The organism is Roseburia faecis (assembly GCF_001406815.1).
GTDB classification, from domain to species: Bacteria; Bacillota; Clostridia; order Lachnospirales; family Lachnospiraceae; genus Roseburia; species Roseburia faecis.
The window spans coordinates 1-21,822 of record NZ_CVRR01000022.1 but is presented as its reverse complement, the minus strand read 5'-3'; the positions used below and the strand labels follow the sequence as shown (position 1 = coordinate 21,822).

Genomic DNA, 21,822 nt, shown 5'->3' with positions numbered 1-21,822 from the left:
AGCATAATTAATTATACCAAAAAATCGCTCAGACCTCACGGTCTGGGCGATTTTTCTGTCAGGGGAGTTTTTTTACAGCCCCTTTTTTATTGTTTCGTTTTTTCTGGAAAAATTGTATAATACTATATAATATAGATGGAATTGGAAAAGATTCAGCCGTGATTCTCGAATTTAAAACCCAGCATGGTGTTCGAAAGGAGAAGAAATGGGACTTTATGTAAATCCAGGGAATGAAGAATTTTATAATGCATCCCTTCGTTCAAAAATATATGTTGATAAAACAGAAATGATTAAGTTTACAAATTCGCAGCTTTTTGGTGAGCATAAAAATATCTGCGTAAGCCGCCCGCGTCGTTTTGGCAAATCCATTGCTGCCAATATGCTTGTGGCATATTATAGCAGAGGATGCGATTCCAAAGAGTTGTTTGAAAAATTTAAAATAGCAGAAGATGCCGGTTTTGAAGAACATTTAAACAAATATAATGTGATACATTTGAACATGCAGCAGTTTTTGGGACGTACAAAAACCATTGATGAGATGTTAGAACTTCTAACCCGGAAAGTGACGCGTGAATTGAAACGTGAATTTGCCAATGTCACGTATTATGAAGAAGATCTCGTATCTGTCATAGAAGAAATATATTCCCAGACGCACAGCTTTTTTGTATTTATTATAGATGAATGGGACTGTATCTTCCGGGTAAAAGGGAATGATACCGACGCACAGAAAATTTATCTGAACTTCCTGAGGGATTTATTAAAAAACCAGCCATACTGTGTACTGGCATATATGACAGGAATTCTTCCGATAAAGAAGTATGGGGAACACTCTGCGCTTAACATGTTTGATGAATACTCCATGACAAATCAGCGGGAACTTGCTGAATTTACAGGGTTTACCGAGCAGGAAGTGCAGGAACTCTGCCCAGCGTATGATATGCCATACGAGAAAATGAAACAGTGGTATGATGGTTATGATTTGAAAGGCATACAGATCTACAATCCAAGATCCGTTGTGATGTCACTTCTGGGACATGATTTTGACAGCTACTGGACAAAGACAGAGACCTATGAGGCGCTAAAAAAATATATCCAGATGGATATGTACAATTTAAAAGAACTTGTAACAAAACTCATAGCAGGAAGTTCTGTTGCAATAAATCCGGATAAATTTCAAAATGATATGACAACTTTTGCAAGTGCGGATGATGTGCTGACGCTTCTTGTGCATCTGGGATATCTGACTTATGATTTTGATACCCGTACGGTTCATATTCCCAATCAGGAAGTGCAGAAAGAGTTTATCAATTGCATAGAGGATGGCGGTTGGGAACCGGTCATGGATGCTATTCGGAAATCAATAGAAAGGATGCCGATTGCACCGGTATGATGAGGCAGGGTTCTGCTATAAAGTTAATGACTTCTGACATCCGAACAACAAGGGCGGTGTGGCATGGAATGACCCGGCAATCGGTATCAAGCGGACGGATGTGCAGGGGGAGTATCAAGACGGAATAGGAAAAGATAGAAGGAATATCTGGGAGAGGGAATGCATATGGCAGTAAATGTAGCGATTGGAGTACAGGATTTTTCCACAATCATTGAAAATCAATATTTTTATGTAGATAAAACCGCTTTTTTAAAAGAATGGTGGGATAGTGGAGACAGTGTGACATTGATCACAAGACCCAGACGTTTTGGAAAAACGCTGACAATGAGTATGACAGAACAGTTCTTTTCTCTCGGCTATGCAGACAGGTCAGATTTGTTTGCAAACTTGGAAATCTGGAAAGATGAGAAGTATCGCAAACTGCAGGGAACGTATCCAGTCATTAGTTTGTCATTTGCACGGATTAAAGAGCGTGATTATGAGAAAACCAAACAGAAGATGTGCGAAATTTTAAGGAATATCTATATAAAGTTTTCTTATGTGAAAGATTATGAAAAAATGACAGAGGCAGACCGGGCATATTATGATCGCATGATGTCTGATAATATAAGAGAAACGGATGCAACTTCATCATTATACCAGTTGTCAGATTTCCTCTATAGATATTATGGCAAAAAAGTAATCATTCTACTGGACGAATATGACACACCTATGCAGGAAGCCTTTGTGGATGGCTATTGGGATGAGTTGGTATCATTTACCAGAAGCCTGTTTAATTCAACATTTAAAACGAATCCGGCACTGGAACGTGGAATCATGACAGGAATTACCAGAGTGAGTAAAGAGTCCATATTTTCCGATTTGAATAATTTAAAAGTGGTTACCACCACATCGGATGAATATGCAACGACATTTGGATTTACCGAACCGGAAGTGTTTGAGGCTTTAGAAAAATGTGGACTGGGCGGTGAAAAGAAAGAGGTAAAAAGATGGTACGACGGATTTATATTCGGAACACATAAGGATATCTATAATCCATGGTCCATCCTGAATTATCTGGATTCACAGCAATACACAACCTATTGGGCGAATACGAGTGCAAACAGTCTGGTTGGCAAATTGGTCCGCGAAGGAAACCGGGATATCAAGGAAAAATTTGAAAAGCTGTTATGCGGGGAATGTATCTGGACGGAAATCGATGAACAGATTGTATATAATCAGTTGAACGGAAGTGAGGAGGCCGTCTGGAGTCTGCTTCTTGCAAGTGGTTATTTAAAAGTCCTGTCCTATGAAAGCTATCTGGATATTGGGGAGCGTTTTGCACCAAGATATCAGCTTGCGCTTACCAATCTGGAAGTGAAGATCATGTTTCAAAGAATGATCCATGACTGGTTTGTACCCGTGAAGTCAGAGTACAATGATTTTGTAAAAGCAATGTTTCTGGGGGATGTGGATGCGATGAATGAATACATGAACCGTGTCGCATTGCAGACATTCAGCTATTTTGATACCGGAGAAAGGGCTTCCGGAGCCGAACCGGAGCGTTTTTATCATGGATTTGTACTTGGACTGCTGGTGGATTTACAGGGCAGCTATTATGTAAAATCTAACCGGGAGAGCGGATTTGGAAGATATGATATCATGCTGGAACCGAAAAAACCGGGAAAAGATCCAGCAGTGATTCTGGAATTTAAGGTGCGGAGCACAAGAAAAGAAAACAGTCTGGAGGAAACCGCGCAGTCGGCACTTGCACAGATTAAGGATAGAAAATACAGCGAAGAACTGAAGGAAAAAGGAATTGCAGGAGAGCAGATCAAAGAGTATGGATTTGCATTTGAAGGAAAGAATGTGCTGATCGTGAATTGAAGTATAAGATTGTGGCAAGCGGGATTGATCGAAAACAGGGGAAATAAAATTACGTTATGATAACAGTAGGAAAAGATTGCGGAGGAAAAATAGAAAAGGAAAAGAGGTGAAAACTAAGCATTCGTGCACGAAAACAAATTGCGATGTTGCGGAATCGTGATTCACACAAACAGGAGGAAGCAATTTGAAAAATGCACCAGACAAGCTCCAGTGGCATCCGGCATTCTGTGCCGCTGCGGGGCTGGAATTCCATGAAGACATTGAACGGCTGGAGTTAAAGCCGGAATACAATCTGAGCAAGGAACCAATCCGTATCGACCTTCTTATCATAAAAGAAGGGAGTACCGGACAAATTAAGAATGAAATCGGTCACATTATGAGAACCTATAATGTGATCGAGTATAAGAGCCCGGAAGATGCGTTGACCATTGACGATTTTTACAAGACCATCGGGTATGCGTGCCTGTACAAAGGCTATGGAGAATATGTAGATGCAGTTCCAATCAATGAACTGACAATATCTATTTTCAGGGAAACCCGACCGGAGAAAATGTTTTTGACATTGCAGAGGTATGGACATAAAATAGAAGAAAGATATCCGGGCATTTATTATGTGACAGAACATTTACCGATTCCGGCGCAGATTATTGTGACACAGGAATTAGAGCCGGGAGAACATCGAAGTTTGCGGATTTTGTCAAACCATGCGAAAAAAGAAGATATAGAAGAATTCCTGAGGAACGTGGAAGAAATGAATACACCGCGTGACCGACAGAATGTTGAGGCTGTGTTACAGGTAAGTGTCAAAGCAAATGATGAGTTATATCGTGAAATAAGGAGGGATGCGAATATGTGTGATGCGTTGAGAGAACTGATGAAGGATGATCTGGAAGATGCCAGAAAACTGGGAGAATCGGAAGGGGAGGCAAAAATCATTATCAATATGAACCACAGCGGAATGACCCCAGAAAATATTGCATCCATCACAGGAAAGAATTTGGATGAGATCCGTGCAATACTGGAAGGAAGAGTTCCGGTGGCACTATAAAAAGCGGTTGAAAAATAAAAAATTAAAATTGGGACTAAAGTATTCCACACCTCGTCCGATATATATAACAAGTAAGCAAGGAAACCCCGTTGCTTACCCCACAAGACAGACCCCTGACCGGAGCGTACGGCCGTAAAGAGGAAAATCTTACAATCAAATATCATATCAATTACAGCATGGAAGCTGTAACTTAATTCAAGGAGGAAACAATTATGGGCATGGTAGTACAGCATAATATGCAGGCGATGAACGCCAACAGAATGTTAGGAACAACATCAGGAGCACAGGCTAAATCAGCAGAGAAGTTATCTTCAGGTTACAAGATTAACCGCGCAGGCGATGATGCAGCAGGATTAAAGATTTCTGAGAAGATGAGAAGCCAGATTCGTGGTCTTGATAAGGCATCTGATAACGCATCAGATGGTGTATCTCTTATCCAGACAGCTGAAGGTGCATTAAATGAGACACACAGCATCTTACAGCGTATGAACGAACTTGCAGTTCAGGGTGCAAATGATACCAACCAGTCTATCGACCGTGATGCTATCAATCAGGAGTTACAGTCATTAACAGATGAAATCGACCGTATTTCCGAGACAACTCAGTTCAATAAGCAGAACCTGTTAGATGGTACTTTCACAGGAAAGAATCTTCAGGTTGGAGCAAACAACGGACAGAAGATCACAATTAACATTGCAGCAATGAATGCAAAGGCAATTGGATTAAGCTCAGGAAAGACAATCGCTACAAGCGAATACTATGCAACAAATGATGTTACACAGAAAAAGAAATTTGGCGCATCAGCTGACGTCAGAGCATCTATTAAAGCACTTGCTTCTAAAAATGCAACAATTACAAAAAATACAGCTTCAACTGGATTTAAGACAGTAACAGGAAACATTGTTGCTGATTCTACAACTGTTAGAACGAGTGCAGCAGCAGCTGCAAGTAGAGATGCAGTTCTTTTCCATGTTAATGCAACAGCTGCAGAAAGCTTTAATGGACCGAGAGTTGATACATATGCACATGCAAATGCAACAATCAATATGGTTCAGAATGCTATTAACAACGTATCTGGTCAGAGATCAGCATTAGGTGCATTACAGAACAGATTAGAGCATACTATTTCTAACCTGGATAATGTATCAGAGAATACACAGTCTGCTGAGTCTCGTATCCGTGATACTGATATGGCTGATGAAATGGTTCGCTACAGCAAGAACAATATTCTTGCTCAGGCTGGTCAGTCAATGCTTGCTCAGGCAAATCAGAGCACACAGGGAGTATTATCCTTATTACAGTAATCGGATAATCTTTAAGAAAGAGTTGGCATATGCCAACTCTTTCTTTCTATATACAAAAATTATTATGAGGGACGAATATGCATGAATTATTAGAAAAGCTGTGCTGTAATAAAGAAAAGGTAGAAACAATTATACAAAAAATAGAATCCGGAGAAATATATATAGATGAGTTAAAACAGTATCTTCCGATGATGAATGAGATAGTTACATGTATACTTTACGAGGCTAAGATTTCTATAAATGAGGAGTTTCTGGTGCAGGTATTACATGATTTAATAGATGGAATTGAACGTCAGGATGATGTAATTTTATTGGATACATTACAATATGGATGGCTTGAAATATTAAACTACGTAAATGATAAATTACAGGGTGAAAATATAGATGAATAGAGAAATATATGAAAAAAACATGGAGGCACTTAAAAATAAATTTCCGATGTGGGCGGAAAAATTAGCGAGTGTAAAACGAAAAAAACGTAATTTTGATGTGCTTGCAGAAAACAGTTATTTTGGAAATACAATTTTAAAGGTAAATGACAATGGAAAGATTCTTTATTTGAATGGAAAATACGCGCCAGATGAGGTGGGCGCAAACTGGATTAAAAAAAATGAATTGAAGGATTATACACCAATTGTGATTATTGGGATATCAAATGCAGTTCACATTAAAAAAATCATAGATTGCGCACCGAAAACATGCAATATTTTAATATATGAACCTTCGTTTGAACTTTTTCGAAGAGAAATGGAAGAAGTTGATCTTGCATTTTTATTTAAAAAAGATATTCCTGTGGGCATTATTGTAGATGAATTAAACGATATAGAAATACAGGACTATTTTGATTTATTTATTTCTTATGACAATATGGTGCTTTTAAAAACATACTTATCTGGCAATTATAAGAAACTTTTTCCTGAAAAGGTAGAAGAGTTTGTAAAGAAACTGAGAAAACATGTTTTTGATATAGAAGTGAGTTGGAATACACAAGTTCGTTATACAAATGTTACAGCAACAAATTTATTTAAAAATTTTCCATATTTGTGTGAAGGATATGGGGTACAGGAATTAAAGAATATATTGCCGAAAGATTTTCCAGTTATTATAGTATCAGCAGGTCCGTCTTTAAATAAAAATATACAGGATTTGAAGCTTGCAAAAGGGAAAGCTTGTATCATAGCAACAGATACAGCAATGAAACCGTTATTAAATGCGGGGATAATTCCGGATTTGTTTGTGATTGTGGATGGATTAAAACCCGGGAAACTGTTTGAACATAAAGATATATCTAAAACTGCAATGGTAACAATGACGCAGGTATCGGTAGAACCAATGGAACTGCATAAGGGAAAAAAGTTCTTTTATTATAGCGGCTCCAAAATGGAAGATGAGATATTGTATGAGTTAAGCCGGGCAAAAAATAAAGATTGTACGCTACCTAATATTCCGACAGGCGGATCGGTAGCAAATACAGCTTATTCATTGGGAATTAATATGGGGTCTGAAATTATTATTTTGATAGGTCAGGATTTGGCATTGACTGGAAATAAAACTCATGCAGATGGAACGTTTCAAGATAAAATGGAGGAGATCGATGTAAAAAATTCTGATTATTTTGAAGTTGATGCTGTTGGAGGTGGGAAAGTTTTAACACGTTCAGATTTTAAATTATACTTGGATTGGTTTGAAACGCGCATTAAAGAATGGAAAAATATTACTACGATTGATGCTACAGAAGGGGGAGCTTTGATTCATGGATCAAAGGTTATGACTTTAAAAAGCGCAATAAAAAAATACTGTAAGAAAGAATTTAATGTAAAATGGCATATTGATCATTCAAAAAAATTATTTGATGGGGAAAATAAAGAAATTGCCGTAAAATTCATAGAAGGAATTCCTAAAAAACTAAATGAAGTAGAAAAAAAGGCAAAGGAAGGTTTGAGGTATTACGAAAAACTGGAATCAATGGGTAAAAAATCCAATATTAATGATAATCAGGTATTGAAGTTATATAAACGGATAAAAAAGATTAATCATTATATGGAACAGGATTATATGGCAGAAACAGTAATTGATAGCTTAAAAGGTATGGAATATTCGTTGAGACCATTAGTTTATCAAACGCAGGATACCATGAAGGATGAATTTTCTTATATTTCGGAGCAGGGAAAAGCGATGATGTATGGAGTGGCCATAGGAGCCGGTGAAATAAAAAAAATTGAAGAGGAAACGATTGGGGCATATGTGAAAAAGTTACAGGAAAGAGAGAAAGGAAAAGAAAAATAATTGGAAAATAATATACTGGATTTAGCGATAGAGAATTTTGAACAAAAAAATTATGATAAGGCATTGGAGTTATTAATATTATCTTATGAAAAAGAAGATTGCAAAGAATGGATATTGGAAAATATTTATAATTGCTATATTGCTGGAAACGAAGAAGAGTTTCGTAATTCTTTTCAAAAATATACTGAAAAAAATTCGTATAAATATGCATATGAGGATTGTTTAATAGATTTTATTCCATACAGAGAGGGTGAGTATTTTCTTTTTGATAAAGAAAAACAAAACTTTAATGGAAAAATATCTATGAGTGAATTTGAAGATTTTGATATACAAAGCTTATTTGGAAAAAATGAATTCAGTGATGTCTTAATAAAGTTTGATTGGGATTACCGAAAAATAGGTGTATTTTTAAAAGTAGCGGAAACGGGACGCAAAGTGTATGCAATTGTAAATGATGTTAGAAGAGCATTATCTTTTTGGAAGATTCCGGAATGGGAATCTTATAGGGACAATTTTAAAATATTTTCCTGCGAGGAAGAATTCCAACAATATTTCCACAGAAATACGGCAGAATACTTGCCACGGTTGGTATTTACAGAAAGACAGGAGGATACCGATCTGCTTGGAAAAATTATTGAAACAGAGCATGAATACAGACTGACTCCGGAAGGGCGCAACAATTCTAATGTATTATTGACAATTGGGATTCCAACACATAATAGGGGAAATTTACTTTTAAAGAGACTTGAGCATTTAATAAAAATGCCATACGATGCGGAAGTGGAGTTTGTAGTATCTAAAAATGGTTCCGAATTATATCAGGAGGAGTATAAGCAGGCAAGCAAGCTTCCAGATAGTAGATTGAAGTATTATGGAATTGATGAGACCATAATGCCACATTTAAATTGGTATAAAACGATTGAGAAAGCGCATGGAAAGTATGTGTTGTTAGTGTCAGATGAAGATGATATAGAGATTGGGGCATTGGAACACTATTTAAAAATATTATCTGAGAATAAAAATTTAAGCCAGATTAGAGCGAAAACATTTTCACAGTATTTTTTTATTGTTGACAGGGAAGAAGGAAAAAAGGGACTGGATGCATTTGAAAAAACGTTTTTAAGACAGAATTATATATCTGGTTTGATTATAAAAAGAGAGGCATTTTTATCTTTAAATGTTTTAAACTATGAAAAATATCAGGACAATATTTTTTATCGACATTATCCTCATGAATGGTGGTGTGCTGGCCTGAGCAAGATGGGGAATAGTTTGCAAGAACCGGTACAATTAATTGTAGAGGGAAAAGAAGCATTATATAAAGAAATTGAAACATACGAAAAACTTGGATTGGCGAAACGGGATGACGTATTTGATAAGGAGAGCAAGGTGCCTTCATATGCTTCTTATGAAAGTAGATTTCAACAATTTTACGGACAGGTAGAATTTTTAAAAATCTTTTTTAAAAATGATCTGATAGGTATAGGAAAAGGAATGGAAATAATAATCCATAAACTTAGTTATTTATTAGACTTTGTAAGAGAGCGTGGATATAAGAAGCAGGAATATTTGAATGTGATTGATCAATTCGCAAGTTTAACAATAGAAGTCGTGGATCAATTTGCATTTGAAGATGAACAAAAACTCAAGTTATTAAATGTTATTAAGCATGAATGTGAAAATTTGTATGCAAATCAACTAGAATATCGGGAAAAAGAATCTGAAAATGATGAAGATTAATATTAATATACAAGAATAGTTGGATGGAGAAAAGATAATTGATTAAAGTATCAGATTATGTAATTCAATATTTAGAACAACTGGGAGTGCCTCATATGTTCATGCTTCCAGGAGGTGGTGCCATGCACTTAAATGACTCTCTTGGAAACAGCAAAAAAATCCAATATGTGGTATGTCTTCATGAACAGGCATGCTCCATTGCGGCAGAAGCATATGCAAGAGTCACAAATAAACCGGGTCTGCTTATGGTGACAACGGGACCGGGAGGCACCAATGCTCTGACAGGTGTGACTGCAGCATATATCGAATCAACTCCTATGATTGTATTGTCCGGACAGGTTAAACGCGCGGATATGGTGAACGGACAGGGAATTCGTCAGCAGGGCATGCAGGAAGTAGATATCATTTCCATGGTAAAACCGGTGACAAAATATGCAGCGCTTGTAACAGAACCACAGGATATCAGGTATCATCTGGATCGTGCGTTGTACGAAGCCATACATGGAAGAAAGGGGCCGGTCTGGCTGGATATTCCTTTGGATGTACAGGCATTCATGATAGAGGAAACAACCTTAAGAGGCTGGAAACCAGCAGAAATTTCACAACAGGGAAAAAATGAAAAGAGAAAACGGCTGGAACAACAGGTAATGGAGACAATCGCACAATTGAATCAGGCACGACGCCCTGTTTTGCTGGCGGGAAATGGCATCCGTCTTTCGGAAGGACGGGACGAATTTGAAAAACTGGTAGAGACTTTGCAGATTCCGGTTCTTACAACATGGAATGGAATTGATCTGATAGAAGAAGAACATCCACTGTTTTTTGGAAGACCTGGTGGAATGGGGCAGCGGTATGCAAATTTTGTACAGCAGAATTCCGATTTCTTTTTATCCATTGGTGCGCGGATGAATTTATTGCAGACCGGTTACAATTTTGATGGATTTGCGAGAGCTGCTTATAAAGTGATGGTAGATATTGATGAAAATGAGTTACATAAAATCAATGTCAGACCGCAGCTTGCAATCGAGGCGGACGCAAAAGAATTCATGCAGCTTTTGCTGGAACATAAAGATGAGATTCAGAAAAAAGATTATACGCCATGGATCAACTATGCAAAAGAGATGAAAGCGAAGTATCCAATTGTCACAGAGGAAGCAAGAACACAAAAAGAGTTGGTTAATACATATGCACTACTGGATACGATTACAGAGCAGATGACTGCAGACGATATTTATGTGTCCGGAAGTTCGGGAACGTGTATTGATGTGTCGATGCAGACATTTCGCGTAAAAAAGGGACAGCGTGTATTTTGTACCAAAGGTCTTGCGTCAATGGGATTTGGTGTGCCTGCAACAATTGGAGCCTGTCTGGCAGGTGACAGAAGAAGAACGGTATGTGTCAATGGAGATGGTGGTTTTCAGATGAATATTCAGGAACTGGAAACAATACACCGATTGAATCTTCCAATCAAGATTTTTGTGTTGAACAATCAGGGATATGCGCAGATTCACGCAACACAGAAAAATATTTTTCAGGGACATTATGTGGCCTGTGATGCGGATTCCCATCTGACACTTTCACCGATATCGGCTGTGGCAGGGGCGTATGGATTAAAAACGGTACAGATTCATTCGAATGAAGAACTACAGGAACGTGTAAAGGAAACGCTGGATTATGATGGACCGGTGATTTGCGAAGTGATGATTCCAATTGATCTGAGTGCTTTTCCAAAACAGGTGTCCTATAAGCGGTCGGATGGACAGATGGAATCACTTCCACTGGAATATATGAATCCGCCTTTGGAGCAGGAAGAGTTTGAACAGGATATGTTGATTCCGTTGTATGAGATGAAGTAGAATGGCGTGTCTATGGGGAGATGTCGGTGAATTACAGATAAATGAGAGAAAGTAAGAGGGCGTCAGATTTTGAATGCAAAGATTTATAAAACAATGTAAGGAAAAATTCTATGAATGTTATAAGAAATTAGATGGCAAAGATGTGGGCTGTTTGCGGCTGGTGAAAGAGCACATATGATGGTACTGGCATTCAAAGAAATGGGTATAAAGGCAAATATCCGGGCAATTTTGGATAACCATTGCAAAGAAGAAAGGTATATTGAAAAAATACCGGTATATAATGCAAAACGAATTGGAGATTTCTCGGATAGCATATTTATAGTTTGTAGTGATACATGCAGACAGAGCATCAGCCAGCAAGTTAAAGCTAGCGGAGGTACGTTGTTTGACATTCCGGATTGGGAAGGAATGGTGGAACAGATGCTCACACTGCATGAATATAAAACGAAGATAGAACATAACACCATTGGAGATATATATGAATGGATTGGAACAGAATATGCGGAGAACAGAATCCGTGCAGTAGAAGAAAAGCTTTCAGATGAAAAGTCATGTGAAGTTTTTCGAAGACGAATGGAATTTCTGCGGAATGGAGATTGGTATGATTTTATGAAGATTCCGGTTGACCATGATGCATATTTTGACGTAGAATGGATATTGAAGGATTTGAGTTGGATGCATTAATGGGTGCAAAAGGATTGATAGAGACATACAAACCGAAATTAGCTATTTGTGTATATCATAAATGTGAAGATCCGGTAAGTATTGTTGAGTATTTAGCACAACTGGTACCAGAATATCAGTTTTATATGCGCCATTATACATATAGTCAGCATGAAACGGTATTGTATGCAGTATAGGATAGAATGAAGATGGAACGTAAAGGGAATGAAATCAAAAAAGTTGTCATGACTGGTGGCAGTGGTCCGATCGGGCTTGCCCTGATCCAGAAATTATTAGAGGAACATGTGGAAGTTTTTTTGTTTCAGAGAGAACATTCTTTTCGATCCGCATTTGTACCGGAGCATGAACATCTACATATCGAGCACTACACACTGGAACAGTTGAAGGACTATGAACCGGAAGAAAATGATTATGATGTATTCTTTCATCTGGGCTGGGCAAATACAGGAAAAACTGTTCGTAATAATATCGAGGAACAGAGTAAAAATGTCCGGTATTCAAGTTATGCAGTAGAGGCAGCACATAAATTTGGCTGTCACACATTTATTGGCGTAGGAAGCCAGGCGGAATATGGACGAAAAGAGGAACCGCTTACCGGGGATATGTTTTGTGAACCGGAAAGTGCGTACGGGATTATGAAACTTTGCTCCTGTCATACTACGAGAATGTTATGTGATAAATATGGCATGAGGCATATCTGGCCACGTGTATTAAGCGGATATGGAAAGTACGATAATGATGGATCGGTTTTGATTGCAAATATTGTCAATAGTCTTCATCATCGCCCTTTAGCATTCTCAAAGGGGGAACAGATATGGGACTTTGTGTATATGGATGATATTGCAAATGCCTTATATCTGATTGCAAAATATGGACGAAATCATGCGATTTATCCGATTGGCAGTGGAAAAGCCAGACCTTTAAAAGAATACATTAAGATCATGTGTGATCAACTGGGCGAGGATATCAGAGAAGGACTCGGAAAGATACCATACAGCCCGGATCAGATCATGTATCTGGAAGCGGACAGCAGTAATCTGATAGCAGATACCGGATGGAAGCCGCAGGTTGAATTTGAGGAAGGCATCCGGCGGGTGATCGACTTTCATAAGTCATGGGATGTTTATAAATAACATTCAGAAATATCGATATCGTGATAATGGGAGAAGTGAATATGGAGATAAATAATTATATTTCAACAATAAATGAGATTTATAAATGCTTGCAGGATGATGAGTCGAGAGCTTTATATGAAGCAAGGATTGCATATTTGTTAGAGCGGGATGAAGACAGGTATATATCACGTATAGGAAAAATATATCAGGACTGGTATAGTGCAGAAGATCTAAAGAGGGAACTGGAAACCAGGATATATAAGAAGATTATAATTTTTGGGTGTGGTTATCTGGGAAGTATGTTAAAAGGTCAGTTGCAGTGTATGGGATATAAGACAGATTACTTTTGTGATAATTATCATATGGGTGAATTTGATGGCTTAGAGGTATTGACAGTTAGTGATCTGGTAAAAAGGGATTGGAAGGATAGTATCATTATAATTGGTTCTTATAAATACCAGGATGAGATGTATGAACAGTTACTTGTAAGTGGTATTTCAGAACAAAATATTTTGAAGTACAAACATATCGATCTGTTCGGAACAAGAGGATGGCAATATTTTGATGTATTTTCACCACAGAATGATGAGATCTTTGTGGATGCAGGAGCTTTTAAAGGAGAAAATATATTTGATTTTTGTAAATGGACAAATAGCAAGTATAGGAAAGTATATGCATTTGAACCAATAACTAAGTCGTATGAGGATATGAAAACAGATATTATGACAAAAGGGTTACATGATGTCCATGTTATAAATGGTGCAACATGGAATAAAAATGAGCAGATACATCTGGTGGAAAATGGATCAAGTACTTGCATCACAGAAAATGGATCATTAGTGATTCAAGGATATGATATTGATTCTATAGTTGGTGAGGAACAGGTTACATTTATTAAAATGGATATTGAGGGAAGCGAGTTAAAGGCATTAGAGGGAGCGGAGAAGACCATCAAGAGACACAAGCCAAAGCTTGCAATTTGTATTTATCATAAACCGATGGATGTGATAGAAATTCCATCATATATCATGCGATTGGTACCAGAATATAAGTTTTGTATAAGGCAGTATACCTCACGCATGTGGGAGACGGTATTATATGCAATAGCTGAGGAACAGTAAATGCAGTATAAAATCAAAAGAATACATAAAAATCATGTGTGATTAACTGGGAAAGAATGTCAGGGAAGGACTTGGAAAACCGGATGGAAGCCGCAGGTTGAATTTGAGGAAGGCATCCGGCGGGTGATTGATTTTCATAAATCATGGGATGTATATCAGTAGACAAAAATTTGAATATAATGGAGCAGACGATGAAGGATGAAATAGCATGGTTAGATGAACCATACGGATGTGATAAGCAGCAAAAAAGGGCGTTGCTTACATCAAGGTTGAAGTATTTAACTAATTATCATATGGAACATTGTGTAGAATATAAAAATATAATGGACACATTTGATTATCAGGAAGAACAAGTGAATTCCTATGAAGATCTTCCATTTCTTCCCGTCCGTATTTTTAAGGAAAGATCCCTTAAAAGCATTTCAGATGATGCGGTGATCAAGACTATGACTTCATCTGGGACAACTGGACAGTCTGTTTCAAAAATATATCTGGATAAAATGACAGCAGCAAATCAACAAAAAGCATTGGTTAAGATTGTATCGGATTTCACAGGATCTTCCCGCATGCCAATGATTATCATTGATTGTCCTTCGGTAGTGAAGGATCGGAAGATGTTTTCTGCCCGTGGAGCCGGAATTCTTGGATTTTCAATTTTTGGATCAAAGAGAATGTATGCACTTGATGATGATATGCATCTGAATCTGTCAGAACTAAAAGCTTTTTTGGAAAAATATAAGGATCGGAAAATACTGCTGTTTGGATTTACATTTATGATCTGGAAGTATTTTTATCAGGAACTTGTACGCCTTAAACAAGAAATGGGAGAACAGATTAACCTGTCGAATGCAGTTCTGATCCATGGCGGTGGCTGGAAGAAGCTTGCATCCGAAGCTGTTTCAGCGGAAGAGTTTCAGAATCGTATGAAGGAAATATGTGGTCTGTCGGATATCCATGATTATTACGGAATGGTAGAACAGACCGGCTGCATCTATATGCAGTGTGCGTGTGGGCATCTTCATGCAAGTAATTTTTCTGATGTGATCATTCGCAATCCATTAGACTTTTCTATATGCCCGAATGGGGAAAAAGGACTGATACAGGTTGTATCAGTTATACCGGAATCTTATCCGGGACATTCTCTGCTGACCGAAGATGAGGGAATGATTCTTGGCGAGGACGATTGCCCATGTGGAAGAAAAGGAAAGTATTTTAAAGTATTTGGAAGAATTAAAGATGCAGAAATCCGGGGATGCAGTGATACCTACGCTGTTGATCAGAGTATCAGGCAGAAGGCATTGGCGGATATACAGGACATACAGACCTATCAGAAGATATCCTTTCTGGTTGGAAATCCGGCGATGATACAGAAGATGACACAGGTGACACCGATGCAGCCATTTGCAGCAGAAGTACTTGCCTTTTTAGAAGATTTGTCAAAGGAATTGATGACAGACAAAAAGTGCAGATTATATCCGGATATTGTTACGCTTGGGTTCTGGTTAAGAAAATCGTCGTTACATGAATTAAAGAAAAAATATCTGATAGAAGATAGTGAAACGATCAGGATTGGAAAAGGTATGGCGTTTCATATTGCACCATCGAATGTGCCGGTTAATTTTGCATATTCATTGTTTACTGGATTGCTGGCCGGAAATGCCAATGTGGTACGTGTACCATCGAAGAATTTTCCGCAGATAGATCTAATAGCGGAAAGTGTAAAAAGAGTATTAGCCAGACATGAAGATATGCAATCTTATATCGCATTGATAAGGTATGAGCGGAATCAGGATGTAAATGCCTTATTATCGTCTATGTGCGATGTTCGCATAGTCTGGGGTGGTGATGCGACGATTGCGGAGCTTCGGAAAAGCAGGCTGCCAGCGCGTGCAACGGAGATCGCATTTGCAGATAGGTATTCACTTGCGGTAATTGATGCGGACTATTATTTATCATGTATGGATGCGGACAGGGTGGCACGGGATTTTTATAATGACACGTATTTGTCAGATCAGAATGCGTGTACGAGTCCGCGTGTGGTCGTATGGTATGGGGAAAAAAAGGAGGATGCAAAAGAAAGATTCTGGAAGGCATTATATGGACTGGCAAAAGAGAAGTATCATATGCAGGCAGTAACAAGTGTGGATAAGCTGGTGACAATATGTAAAGCTGCATCCGTGGATGAAACTGAAAATGTCGGAAAGATACAAGTGATGCCACAGGAGGATTATCTTCTGGTTCGATTGAAAGTTGACAAACTTACGCCGGAACTTATGCGATATCGAGGTAATAGCGGCTGCTTTTATGAGTATGACGCCACAGATCTTTTATCCTTAAGAGAGTTTTGCAACGATACGCATTGTCAGACATTAGGGTATATTGGAAACAGGGAAGCATGGAAGCCACTACTCATGTCCGGATTAAAGGGTGTAGACAGGGTTGTGACAATTGGACATACCATGGATTTTGATTTGGTATGGGATGGTTATCATTTGATAAATAGTATGACGAGAGTAATTGCAGTCAGATAAGAGGTGCTTATGTGGGATTTACAAAAATATGAAGATCAGACAGCAATCATTGATGATCAGGGAACACAGGTAACATATCGCGAATTGTTGGATATGCAGCAACGGATGAAGAAAAAAGTGACAAAACGTGCATTGGTGGTGTCACTGTGCCGTAACAGCGTAGGATCTGTGACTGGATATATCGCATTTTTGAATATACGGCTTGTTCCAATGCTATTAAATGCACAATTAGAGCACGGATTACTGGCAAACATTCTGGCTATTTATCAGCCGGCATATTTATGGATACCATCGGAACGAGTATCTGAAGATATATTTTCTAGTCTGGAAATTGTATGTTCTGAATATGATTATACGTTGCTAAAGACCGGATATGAAACAGAATATCCGCTCTATGAGAATCTGGGATTACTACTGACAACTTCGGGATCAACAGGAAGTCCAAAGTTTGTACGTCAGAGTTATGCAAATATTTTGTCGAATGCAAAATCCATTGTATCATATTTAGAACTGGATCAGACAGAGCGGCCGATTACGACATTACCAATGAATTATACCTATGGATTGTCTATTATCAATAGTCATCTGCTGGTGGGAGCCACCCTTCTTGTGACAGATAAGTCTCTGATGCAGAAGGAATTCTGGACGTTTTTTAAAGAACAGAATGCAACTTCATTCGGAGGTGTGCCATATACTTATGAGATCTTAGATAAGCTTCGTTTTACACGGATGGAACTTCCATCACTTCGGACAATGACACAGGCAGGTGGAAAGCTGACTACCGAATTACATGCGAAATTTGCGGAGTATGCGGCAGAGAATGGAAAAAGGTTTGTCGTGATGTATGGCCAGTGTGAAGCAACGGCGCGAATGGGTTATCTGCCGGCAGAAAAGGCAGTTGAAAAATGTGGTTCCATGGGGATTGCAATTCCAGGGGGAAGTTTTACCCTGATTGATGTGGATGGTTCACCAATTCAGGAAGCATATAAAACGGGTGAGCTGGTATATGAAGGAGATAACGTAACCTTAGGCTATGCGGAGTGTGGAGACGATCTTTTGCTTGGAGATGAACGGAATGGCATTCTGCACACAGGTGATATGGCACAGCATGATGAAGATGGTTATTTTTATATTGTAGGCAGAAAAAAACGTTTTTTAAAGATTTATGGTAACAGAGTCAATTTAGATGAAGTCGACCGGCTGATCAAAGGCGCTTTTGATGAGATAGATTGTGCATCGGCAGGTGTCGATGACCATTTATATATTTTTCTTACAGAGGAAAGTAAAGCCAAGGATATTAAAAACTTTGTAGCAGAAAAGACCAGGCTGAATCCGGCAGCATTTCAGACGATCACGATTGATCAGATACCGAAAAATGATGCAGGAAAAACTTTGTACAGAGAATTGGAAAAGTATTATAAAGAACTATAGTGGGGGTAAAGAAAACAAGAGTGAAGAAAGAACAGAAGATTTTTGTGACAAGAACATCTATGCCGCCATATGAAGAATTTGCAGAAATGATCAAACCATTGTGGGATACACATTGGCTGACGAATATGGGACAGTATCATCAGGAATTGGAAAAAGAGCTGCGTGACTATTTGCAGGTGGAACAATTATCTTTGCTGGTCAATGGACATATGTCATTGGAAATGACGATTCAGGCGATGCAGTTTCCGGCAGGCAGTGAAGTGATCACGACACCATTTACATTTGTATCTACTACACATGCTATTATAAGAAATGGATTAAAACCTGTATTCTGCGATATTAAGCCAACAGATTTCACAATAGATGAGACGAAGATAGAATCACTGATTACAGATAGAACGGTAGCGATTATTCCAGTACATGTGTATGGAAATGTGTGTAATGTAGAGGCGATTGAACAGATCGCACAAAAGTACGGATTACGCGTAATCTATGATGCAGCACATGCTTTTGGAGAAACATATCTGGGACATGGGATTGGCAGCTTTGGAGATGCTTCCGTTTTTAGCTTTCATGCAACAAAAGTATACAATACAATAGAAGGTGGTGCTGTTGCATCAAAAAGCAGGGAGTTATATGAGAAGCTATATAATCTGAAGAATTTCGGCATTCAAAATGAAAATGTAATTTCAGATATTGGAGCCAATGCCAAAATGAATGAATTTGCTGCCATTATGGGGTTATGTAATTTGAAATATGTTGCACAGAACATTCAGATCCGGAAGAAAAAGGTTCAGTTATATAATGAGCAGCTGAAAGAGGTCTCTTATGTAAGAACACCGGAATTTGATCACCCAGATGTGAAGTACAATTATGCGTATTATCCGGTTGTGCTTTCGACAGCAGAAAAGAGGGATGAAATATATGATGCATTACATCAGAAGAATGTCTATAGCAGGAAGTATTTTTATCCATTAACGGCAGATGCTGACTGCTTCGGATCACAGTATCAGACATGCCCATTAGATGTCGCAAGAGACATATCTTCGAGAGTCTTAGTTCTGCCATTATACCCGGAACTGGAGGATGAGATGATCATGAGTATTGCACAGATGATTCAGGAATTATATAATTAAGCAGATACATAGGAATGCGATACGATTGCATATATGGAGTAGAAAATTTATGGAAGATCAAAAGAAAGTAGAAGTATCGGTATTTGTTCCTGTCTATAATCACAGGGAATATATAGCACAGACACTTGACAGCATTCTTATGCAGAAGGTGACATTTCCTTATGAAATTGTGATCCATGATGATGCATCAACGGATGGAACAACAGAAATTATCAGGGAATATGAGGCACGATATCCAGTTATTATTCGATGCATGTATCAAACAGAAAATCAGTTTAGTCAAGGAAATTTACATCCGATATGGAACTGTCAGTTATATATGTGCAGGGGAAAATATTGCGCGATGTTAGAAGGCGATGATTACTGGTCTGATCCGGATAAGTTACAGCGGCAATATGATTATATGGAGTCGCATCCAGAGTGTTCTTTATATATGCATAATGCATGGAAACTGGATGTGCAGACTGGAAGCAAGGTATTATTAAATACTTTTTCACAGAGTGGTTACTATTCACAGCGGGAACAGGTGTTATGTGGACTTGGATCTAAGTTCCCTGCGACAGGATCATTTTTTTTTGTTTTAGAATATCTTCGTAAAGATTTGCCGGAATTTGTAATTGAGGCTGGAGTAGGTGATTATCCAATTCGCCAGATTGTGGCAAATAAAGGAGCGGTCTATTATGATGAAAGGCCGATGTCGGTATATCGTTATATGACACGGGGATCATTTATGAAAAGTATCCGCGATAACATGGACAAGTATGTGGACTATATTGTAAAAATGTGTGTATTCTATCAACGGTTTAGTGAGTATCTGGATCACAAATTTGATGATATCTATTCCATGAAAATTGATTCTGATATTCTTGGTATGGCAGCAGCAACGTATGATTGTAGAGAACAAGTAGAGCCGGCGTGGCTGCAAAATAAGTTGGATATATTTTACCGGATGTTATCCGGTGGACAATGGATTGAGGATGTGAAAAAGCTGCTGGATAGAGATGAAGCGGTATGGATCTATGGGACGAGCACATTAGCTGCTATTTGTAAGCAGAGTCTGGAACAGGGAAATATACCGGTCAAGGGTTTTGTAGTTTCTGATGGATATAGTAAGGCAGATACCTTTGATGGATATATGGTCAGGTATGTCAGTGAGACGAAGGGAAATAACGATTTTTATGTAATTGCGGCACAACCGATTAATCAGGAGAGTATAGAACGCGTACTTCATACAAATGGAGAAGCACGGTATTACTCACCATATCGGCTCAGTAAAGAGGAAAAATAAATGGTTTTAGGTATTTATGGTGCACATGGTTTGGCACAGGAAGTACATATAATTGCTAAAAAGATAAATAGTGTGGATGGACGTTGGGATGAGATTGTATATATCGATGATGTGAATGATATTTCCGAACTTCAGGGAAGGCGTGTGTATAAGTTTGAAGAACTTTTAAAGACCTATACCAAGAAAGACCTTGAGATTGTCATAGCGGTTGGTGAGCCGGCAGTCAGAGAAATGATGTATCAGAAAGTGAAAGAACATGATATAAAACTGGTTTCACTGATTCATCCTGGCATTTATCTGGATGAGACAACCTCTATCGGAGAAGGTGTTGTAATCTGTGAAGGTGCTACGATTACTAGCAATGTAACAATAGAAGATAATTCCTATGTCCAGGCTCATGCGGTAATCGGTCATGATATTCAGATCGGGAAACATACGATCATTGGTTCAAATTGTCAGATTGGTGGTGCTGATGTGATCGGTGACAGAGTATTTATGGGATTTTTATCTGGAACAACCGATCATATTCAGATTGGGGATGATGTGATCATATCTGCCGGTGCCATTGTTTTTAAGGATCTGCCGGATGAAGTGGTTGCAGTTGGGAATCCGGCAAGAATCATGAAAAAGAACGAGCAAAAAAGAGTTTTTAAATAACAAGGATACTAGGTAATTGCGAAACTCGCGATGCTCGTTCGCAAACTTGAATCAAAATAGAAACAGAATTGAGCATAGCATGATTTTAATGACGAAAACGGATATTGAGCTGTTTTAGGCGCACTTAAATAAGCCGTAGACTTTATTGAGTTGGTAAGTCCTAAGCAATAAGAGGTTTTAAGCTGCGAATAAATTCGTGATGATTGATTTTATCCGAAAGTACAACTGTTATCAGTTGGGTAATTCCTGCAAGGATCAGATCGGCGTGAAGTGTTTTCTCATTCTGAGTTCTTCTTCCGGCCAGACAAAGATTATCCTTGATGTGGTTAATATCTCTTTCTACGGTGGTTCTGATTTTGTAAGTGTTAT

General features: G+C 38.3%; 17 protein-coding genes and 2 pseudogenes. 18 read left to right on the top strand and 1 reads right to left on the bottom strand.

Annotation, left to right across the window (positions count from 1 at the left end; all coding sequences use genetic code 11):
- Positions 1-205: 205 nt before the first annotated feature.
- The 18 genes and pseudogenes from M72_RS09325 to M72_RS09245 all read left to right on the top strand — a co-directional run bounded on the left by M72_RS09325 (position 206) and on the right by M72_RS09245 (position 21,453).
- Complete coding sequence (locus M72_RS09325) at positions 206-1,390, top strand: AAA family ATPase (protein ID WP_261291810.1); 1,185 nt, start codon at positions 206-208, stop codon at positions 1,388-1,390.
- A pseudogene (locus M72_RS18110) lies at positions 1,389-1,505 on the top strand (dTDP-4-dehydrorhamnose 3,5-epimerase); the annotation flags it as partial. The gene M72_RS09325 and the pseudogene M72_RS18110, both read left to right, overlap by 2 nt.
- Positions 1,506-1,555: 50 nt before the next feature.
- Positions 1,556-3,256: an AAA family ATPase gene (locus M72_RS09320; protein WP_055068023.1), complete on the top strand. Its 1,701-nt coding sequence runs from the start codon at positions 1,556-1,558 to the stop codon at positions 3,254-3,256.
- 184 nt (positions 3,257-3,440) lie between these two features.
- Positions 3,441-4,304 (top strand): hypothetical protein, encoded by an 864-nt coding sequence (locus tag M72_RS09315; RefSeq protein ID WP_055068022.1) that lies wholly within the window; start codon positions 3,441-3,443, stop codon positions 4,302-4,304.
- A gap of 218 nt (positions 4,305-4,522) precedes the next feature.
- Positions 4,523-5,608 carry a flagellin N-terminal helical domain-containing protein gene (locus M72_RS09310; protein WP_055068026.1) on the top strand — a complete coding sequence of 362 codons (1,086 nt, stop codon included), beginning with the start codon at positions 4,523-4,525 and terminating at the stop codon, positions 5,606-5,608.
- A 77-nt stretch (positions 5,609-5,685) separates the two neighbouring features.
- Complete coding sequence (locus M72_RS09305; RefSeq protein WP_055068021.1) at positions 5,686-6,000, top strand: hypothetical protein; 315 nt, start codon at positions 5,686-5,688, stop codon at positions 5,998-6,000.
- Complete coding sequence (locus tag M72_RS09300; protein WP_055068020.1) at positions 5,993-7,894, top strand: motility associated factor glycosyltransferase family protein; 1,902 nt, start codon at positions 5,993-5,995, stop codon at positions 7,892-7,894. Before M72_RS09305 ends, M72_RS09300 begins: the two co-directional genes overlap by 8 nt.
- Positions 7,895-9,634: a glycosyltransferase gene (locus M72_RS09295; protein ID WP_055068019.1), complete on the top strand. Its 1,740-nt coding sequence runs from the start codon at positions 7,895-7,897 to the stop codon at positions 9,632-9,634.
- Between the two features lie 38 nt (positions 9,635-9,672).
- Positions 9,673-11,490: a thiamine pyrophosphate-binding protein gene (locus M72_RS09290; protein WP_082413859.1), complete on the top strand. Its 1,818-nt coding sequence runs from the start codon at positions 9,673-9,675 to the stop codon at positions 11,488-11,490.
- Positions 11,491-11,664: 174 nt separating this feature from the next.
- Entirely contained in the window at positions 11,665-12,174 is a 510-nt protein-coding gene (locus M72_RS09285; protein WP_141652720.1) for a hypothetical protein, read from the top strand.
- Complete coding sequence (locus tag M72_RS16825; RefSeq protein WP_055068016.1) at positions 12,141-12,350, top strand: FkbM family methyltransferase; 210 nt, start codon at positions 12,141-12,143, stop codon at positions 12,348-12,350. The genes M72_RS09285 and M72_RS16825 overlap by 34 nt, the downstream gene beginning before the upstream one ends.
- A 12-nt stretch (positions 12,351-12,362) precedes the next feature.
- The gene (locus M72_RS09275) at positions 12,363-13,307 is read left to right on the top strand and encodes an NAD-dependent epimerase/dehydratase family protein (RefSeq protein WP_055068015.1); all 945 of its coding nucleotides are present in this window, start codon (positions 12,363-12,365) and stop codon (positions 13,305-13,307) included.
- A 41-nt stretch (positions 13,308-13,348) separates the two neighbouring features.
- Positions 13,349-14,410, top strand: coding sequence for an FkbM family methyltransferase (locus M72_RS16430; RefSeq protein ID WP_176694779.1), 1,062 nt, complete (start codon positions 13,349-13,351; stop codon positions 14,408-14,410).
- 143 nt (positions 14,411-14,553) lie between these two features.
- A complete protein-coding gene (locus M72_RS16820) occupies positions 14,554-16,941 on the top strand; it encodes a LuxE/PaaK family acyltransferase (RefSeq protein ID WP_206541822.1) in 2,388 nt (795 codons plus the stop codon).
- A 9-nt stretch (positions 16,942-16,950) separates the two neighbouring features.
- Positions 16,951-18,372 carry an AMP-binding protein gene (locus M72_RS16815; RefSeq protein ID WP_055068014.1) on the top strand — a complete coding sequence of 474 codons (1,422 nt, stop codon included), beginning with the start codon at positions 16,951-16,953 and terminating at the stop codon, positions 18,370-18,372.
- Positions 18,373-18,392: 20 nt separating this feature from the next.
- Positions 18,393-19,508 carry a DegT/DnrJ/EryC1/StrS family aminotransferase gene (locus tag M72_RS09255; protein WP_227249326.1) on the top strand — a complete coding sequence of 372 codons (1,116 nt, stop codon included), beginning with the start codon at positions 18,393-18,395 and terminating at the stop codon, positions 19,506-19,508.
- 49 nt (positions 19,509-19,557) lie between these two features.
- A complete protein-coding gene (locus M72_RS09250) occupies positions 19,558-20,796 on the top strand; it encodes a glycosyltransferase family 2 protein (RefSeq protein ID WP_055068013.1) in 1,239 nt (412 codons plus the stop codon).
- A complete protein-coding gene (locus M72_RS09245; RefSeq protein ID WP_055068012.1) occupies positions 20,797-21,453 on the top strand; it encodes a PglD-related sugar-binding protein in 657 nt (218 codons plus the stop codon).
- Positions 21,454-21,613: 160 nt separating this feature from the next.
- On the opposite strand, the pseudogene M72_RS16420 reads toward M72_RS09245, so the two are convergent.
- Positions 21,614-21,822, bottom strand: a pseudogene (locus M72_RS16420) (ISNCY family transposase); the annotation flags it as partial.

Excerpts from the sequence above, each read along its gene's own strand:
- M72_RS09325 (WP_261291810.1), top strand. The coding sequence starts at position 206 with ATGGGACTTTATGTAAATCCAGGGAATGAAGAATTTTATAATGCATCC.
- M72_RS09320 (WP_055068023.1), top strand. The coding sequence starts at position 1,556 with ATGGCAGTAAATGTAGCGATTGGAGTACAGGATTTTTCCACAATCATT.
- M72_RS09310 (WP_055068026.1), top strand. The coding sequence starts at position 4,523 with ATGGTAGTACAGCATAATATGCAGGCGATGAACGCCAACAGAATGTTA.
- M72_RS09305 (WP_055068021.1), top strand. The coding sequence starts at position 5,686 with ATGCATGAATTATTAGAAAAGCTGTGCTGTAATAAAGAAAAGGTAGAA.
- M72_RS09300 (WP_055068020.1), top strand. The coding sequence starts at position 5,993 with ATGAATAGAGAAATATATGAAAAAAACATGGAGGCACTTAAAAATAAA.
- M72_RS09285 (WP_141652720.1), top strand. The coding sequence starts at position 11,665 with ATGATGGTACTGGCATTCAAAGAAATGGGTATAAAGGCAAATATCCGG.
- M72_RS16825 (WP_055068016.1), top strand. The coding sequence starts at position 12,141 with ATGGATATTGAAGGATTTGAGTTGGATGCATTAATGGGTGCAAAAGGA.
- M72_RS09275 (WP_055068015.1), top strand. The coding sequence starts at position 12,363 with ATGGAACGTAAAGGGAATGAAATCAAAAAAGTTGTCATGACTGGTGGC.
- M72_RS16430 (WP_176694779.1), top strand. The coding sequence starts at position 13,349 with ATGGAGATAAATAATTATATTTCAACAATAAATGAGATTTATAAATGC.
- M72_RS16820 (WP_206541822.1), top strand. The coding sequence starts at position 14,554 with ATGGGATGTATATCAGTAGACAAAAATTTGAATATAATGGAGCAGACG.
- M72_RS16815 (WP_055068014.1), top strand. The coding sequence starts at position 16,951 with ATGTGGGATTTACAAAAATATGAAGATCAGACAGCAATCATTGATGAT.
- M72_RS09250 (WP_055068013.1), top strand. The coding sequence starts at position 19,558 with ATGGAAGATCAAAAGAAAGTAGAAGTATCGGTATTTGTTCCTGTCTAT.
- M72_RS09245 (WP_055068012.1), top strand. The coding sequence starts at position 20,797 with ATGGTTTTAGGTATTTATGGTGCACATGGTTTGGCACAGGAAGTACAT.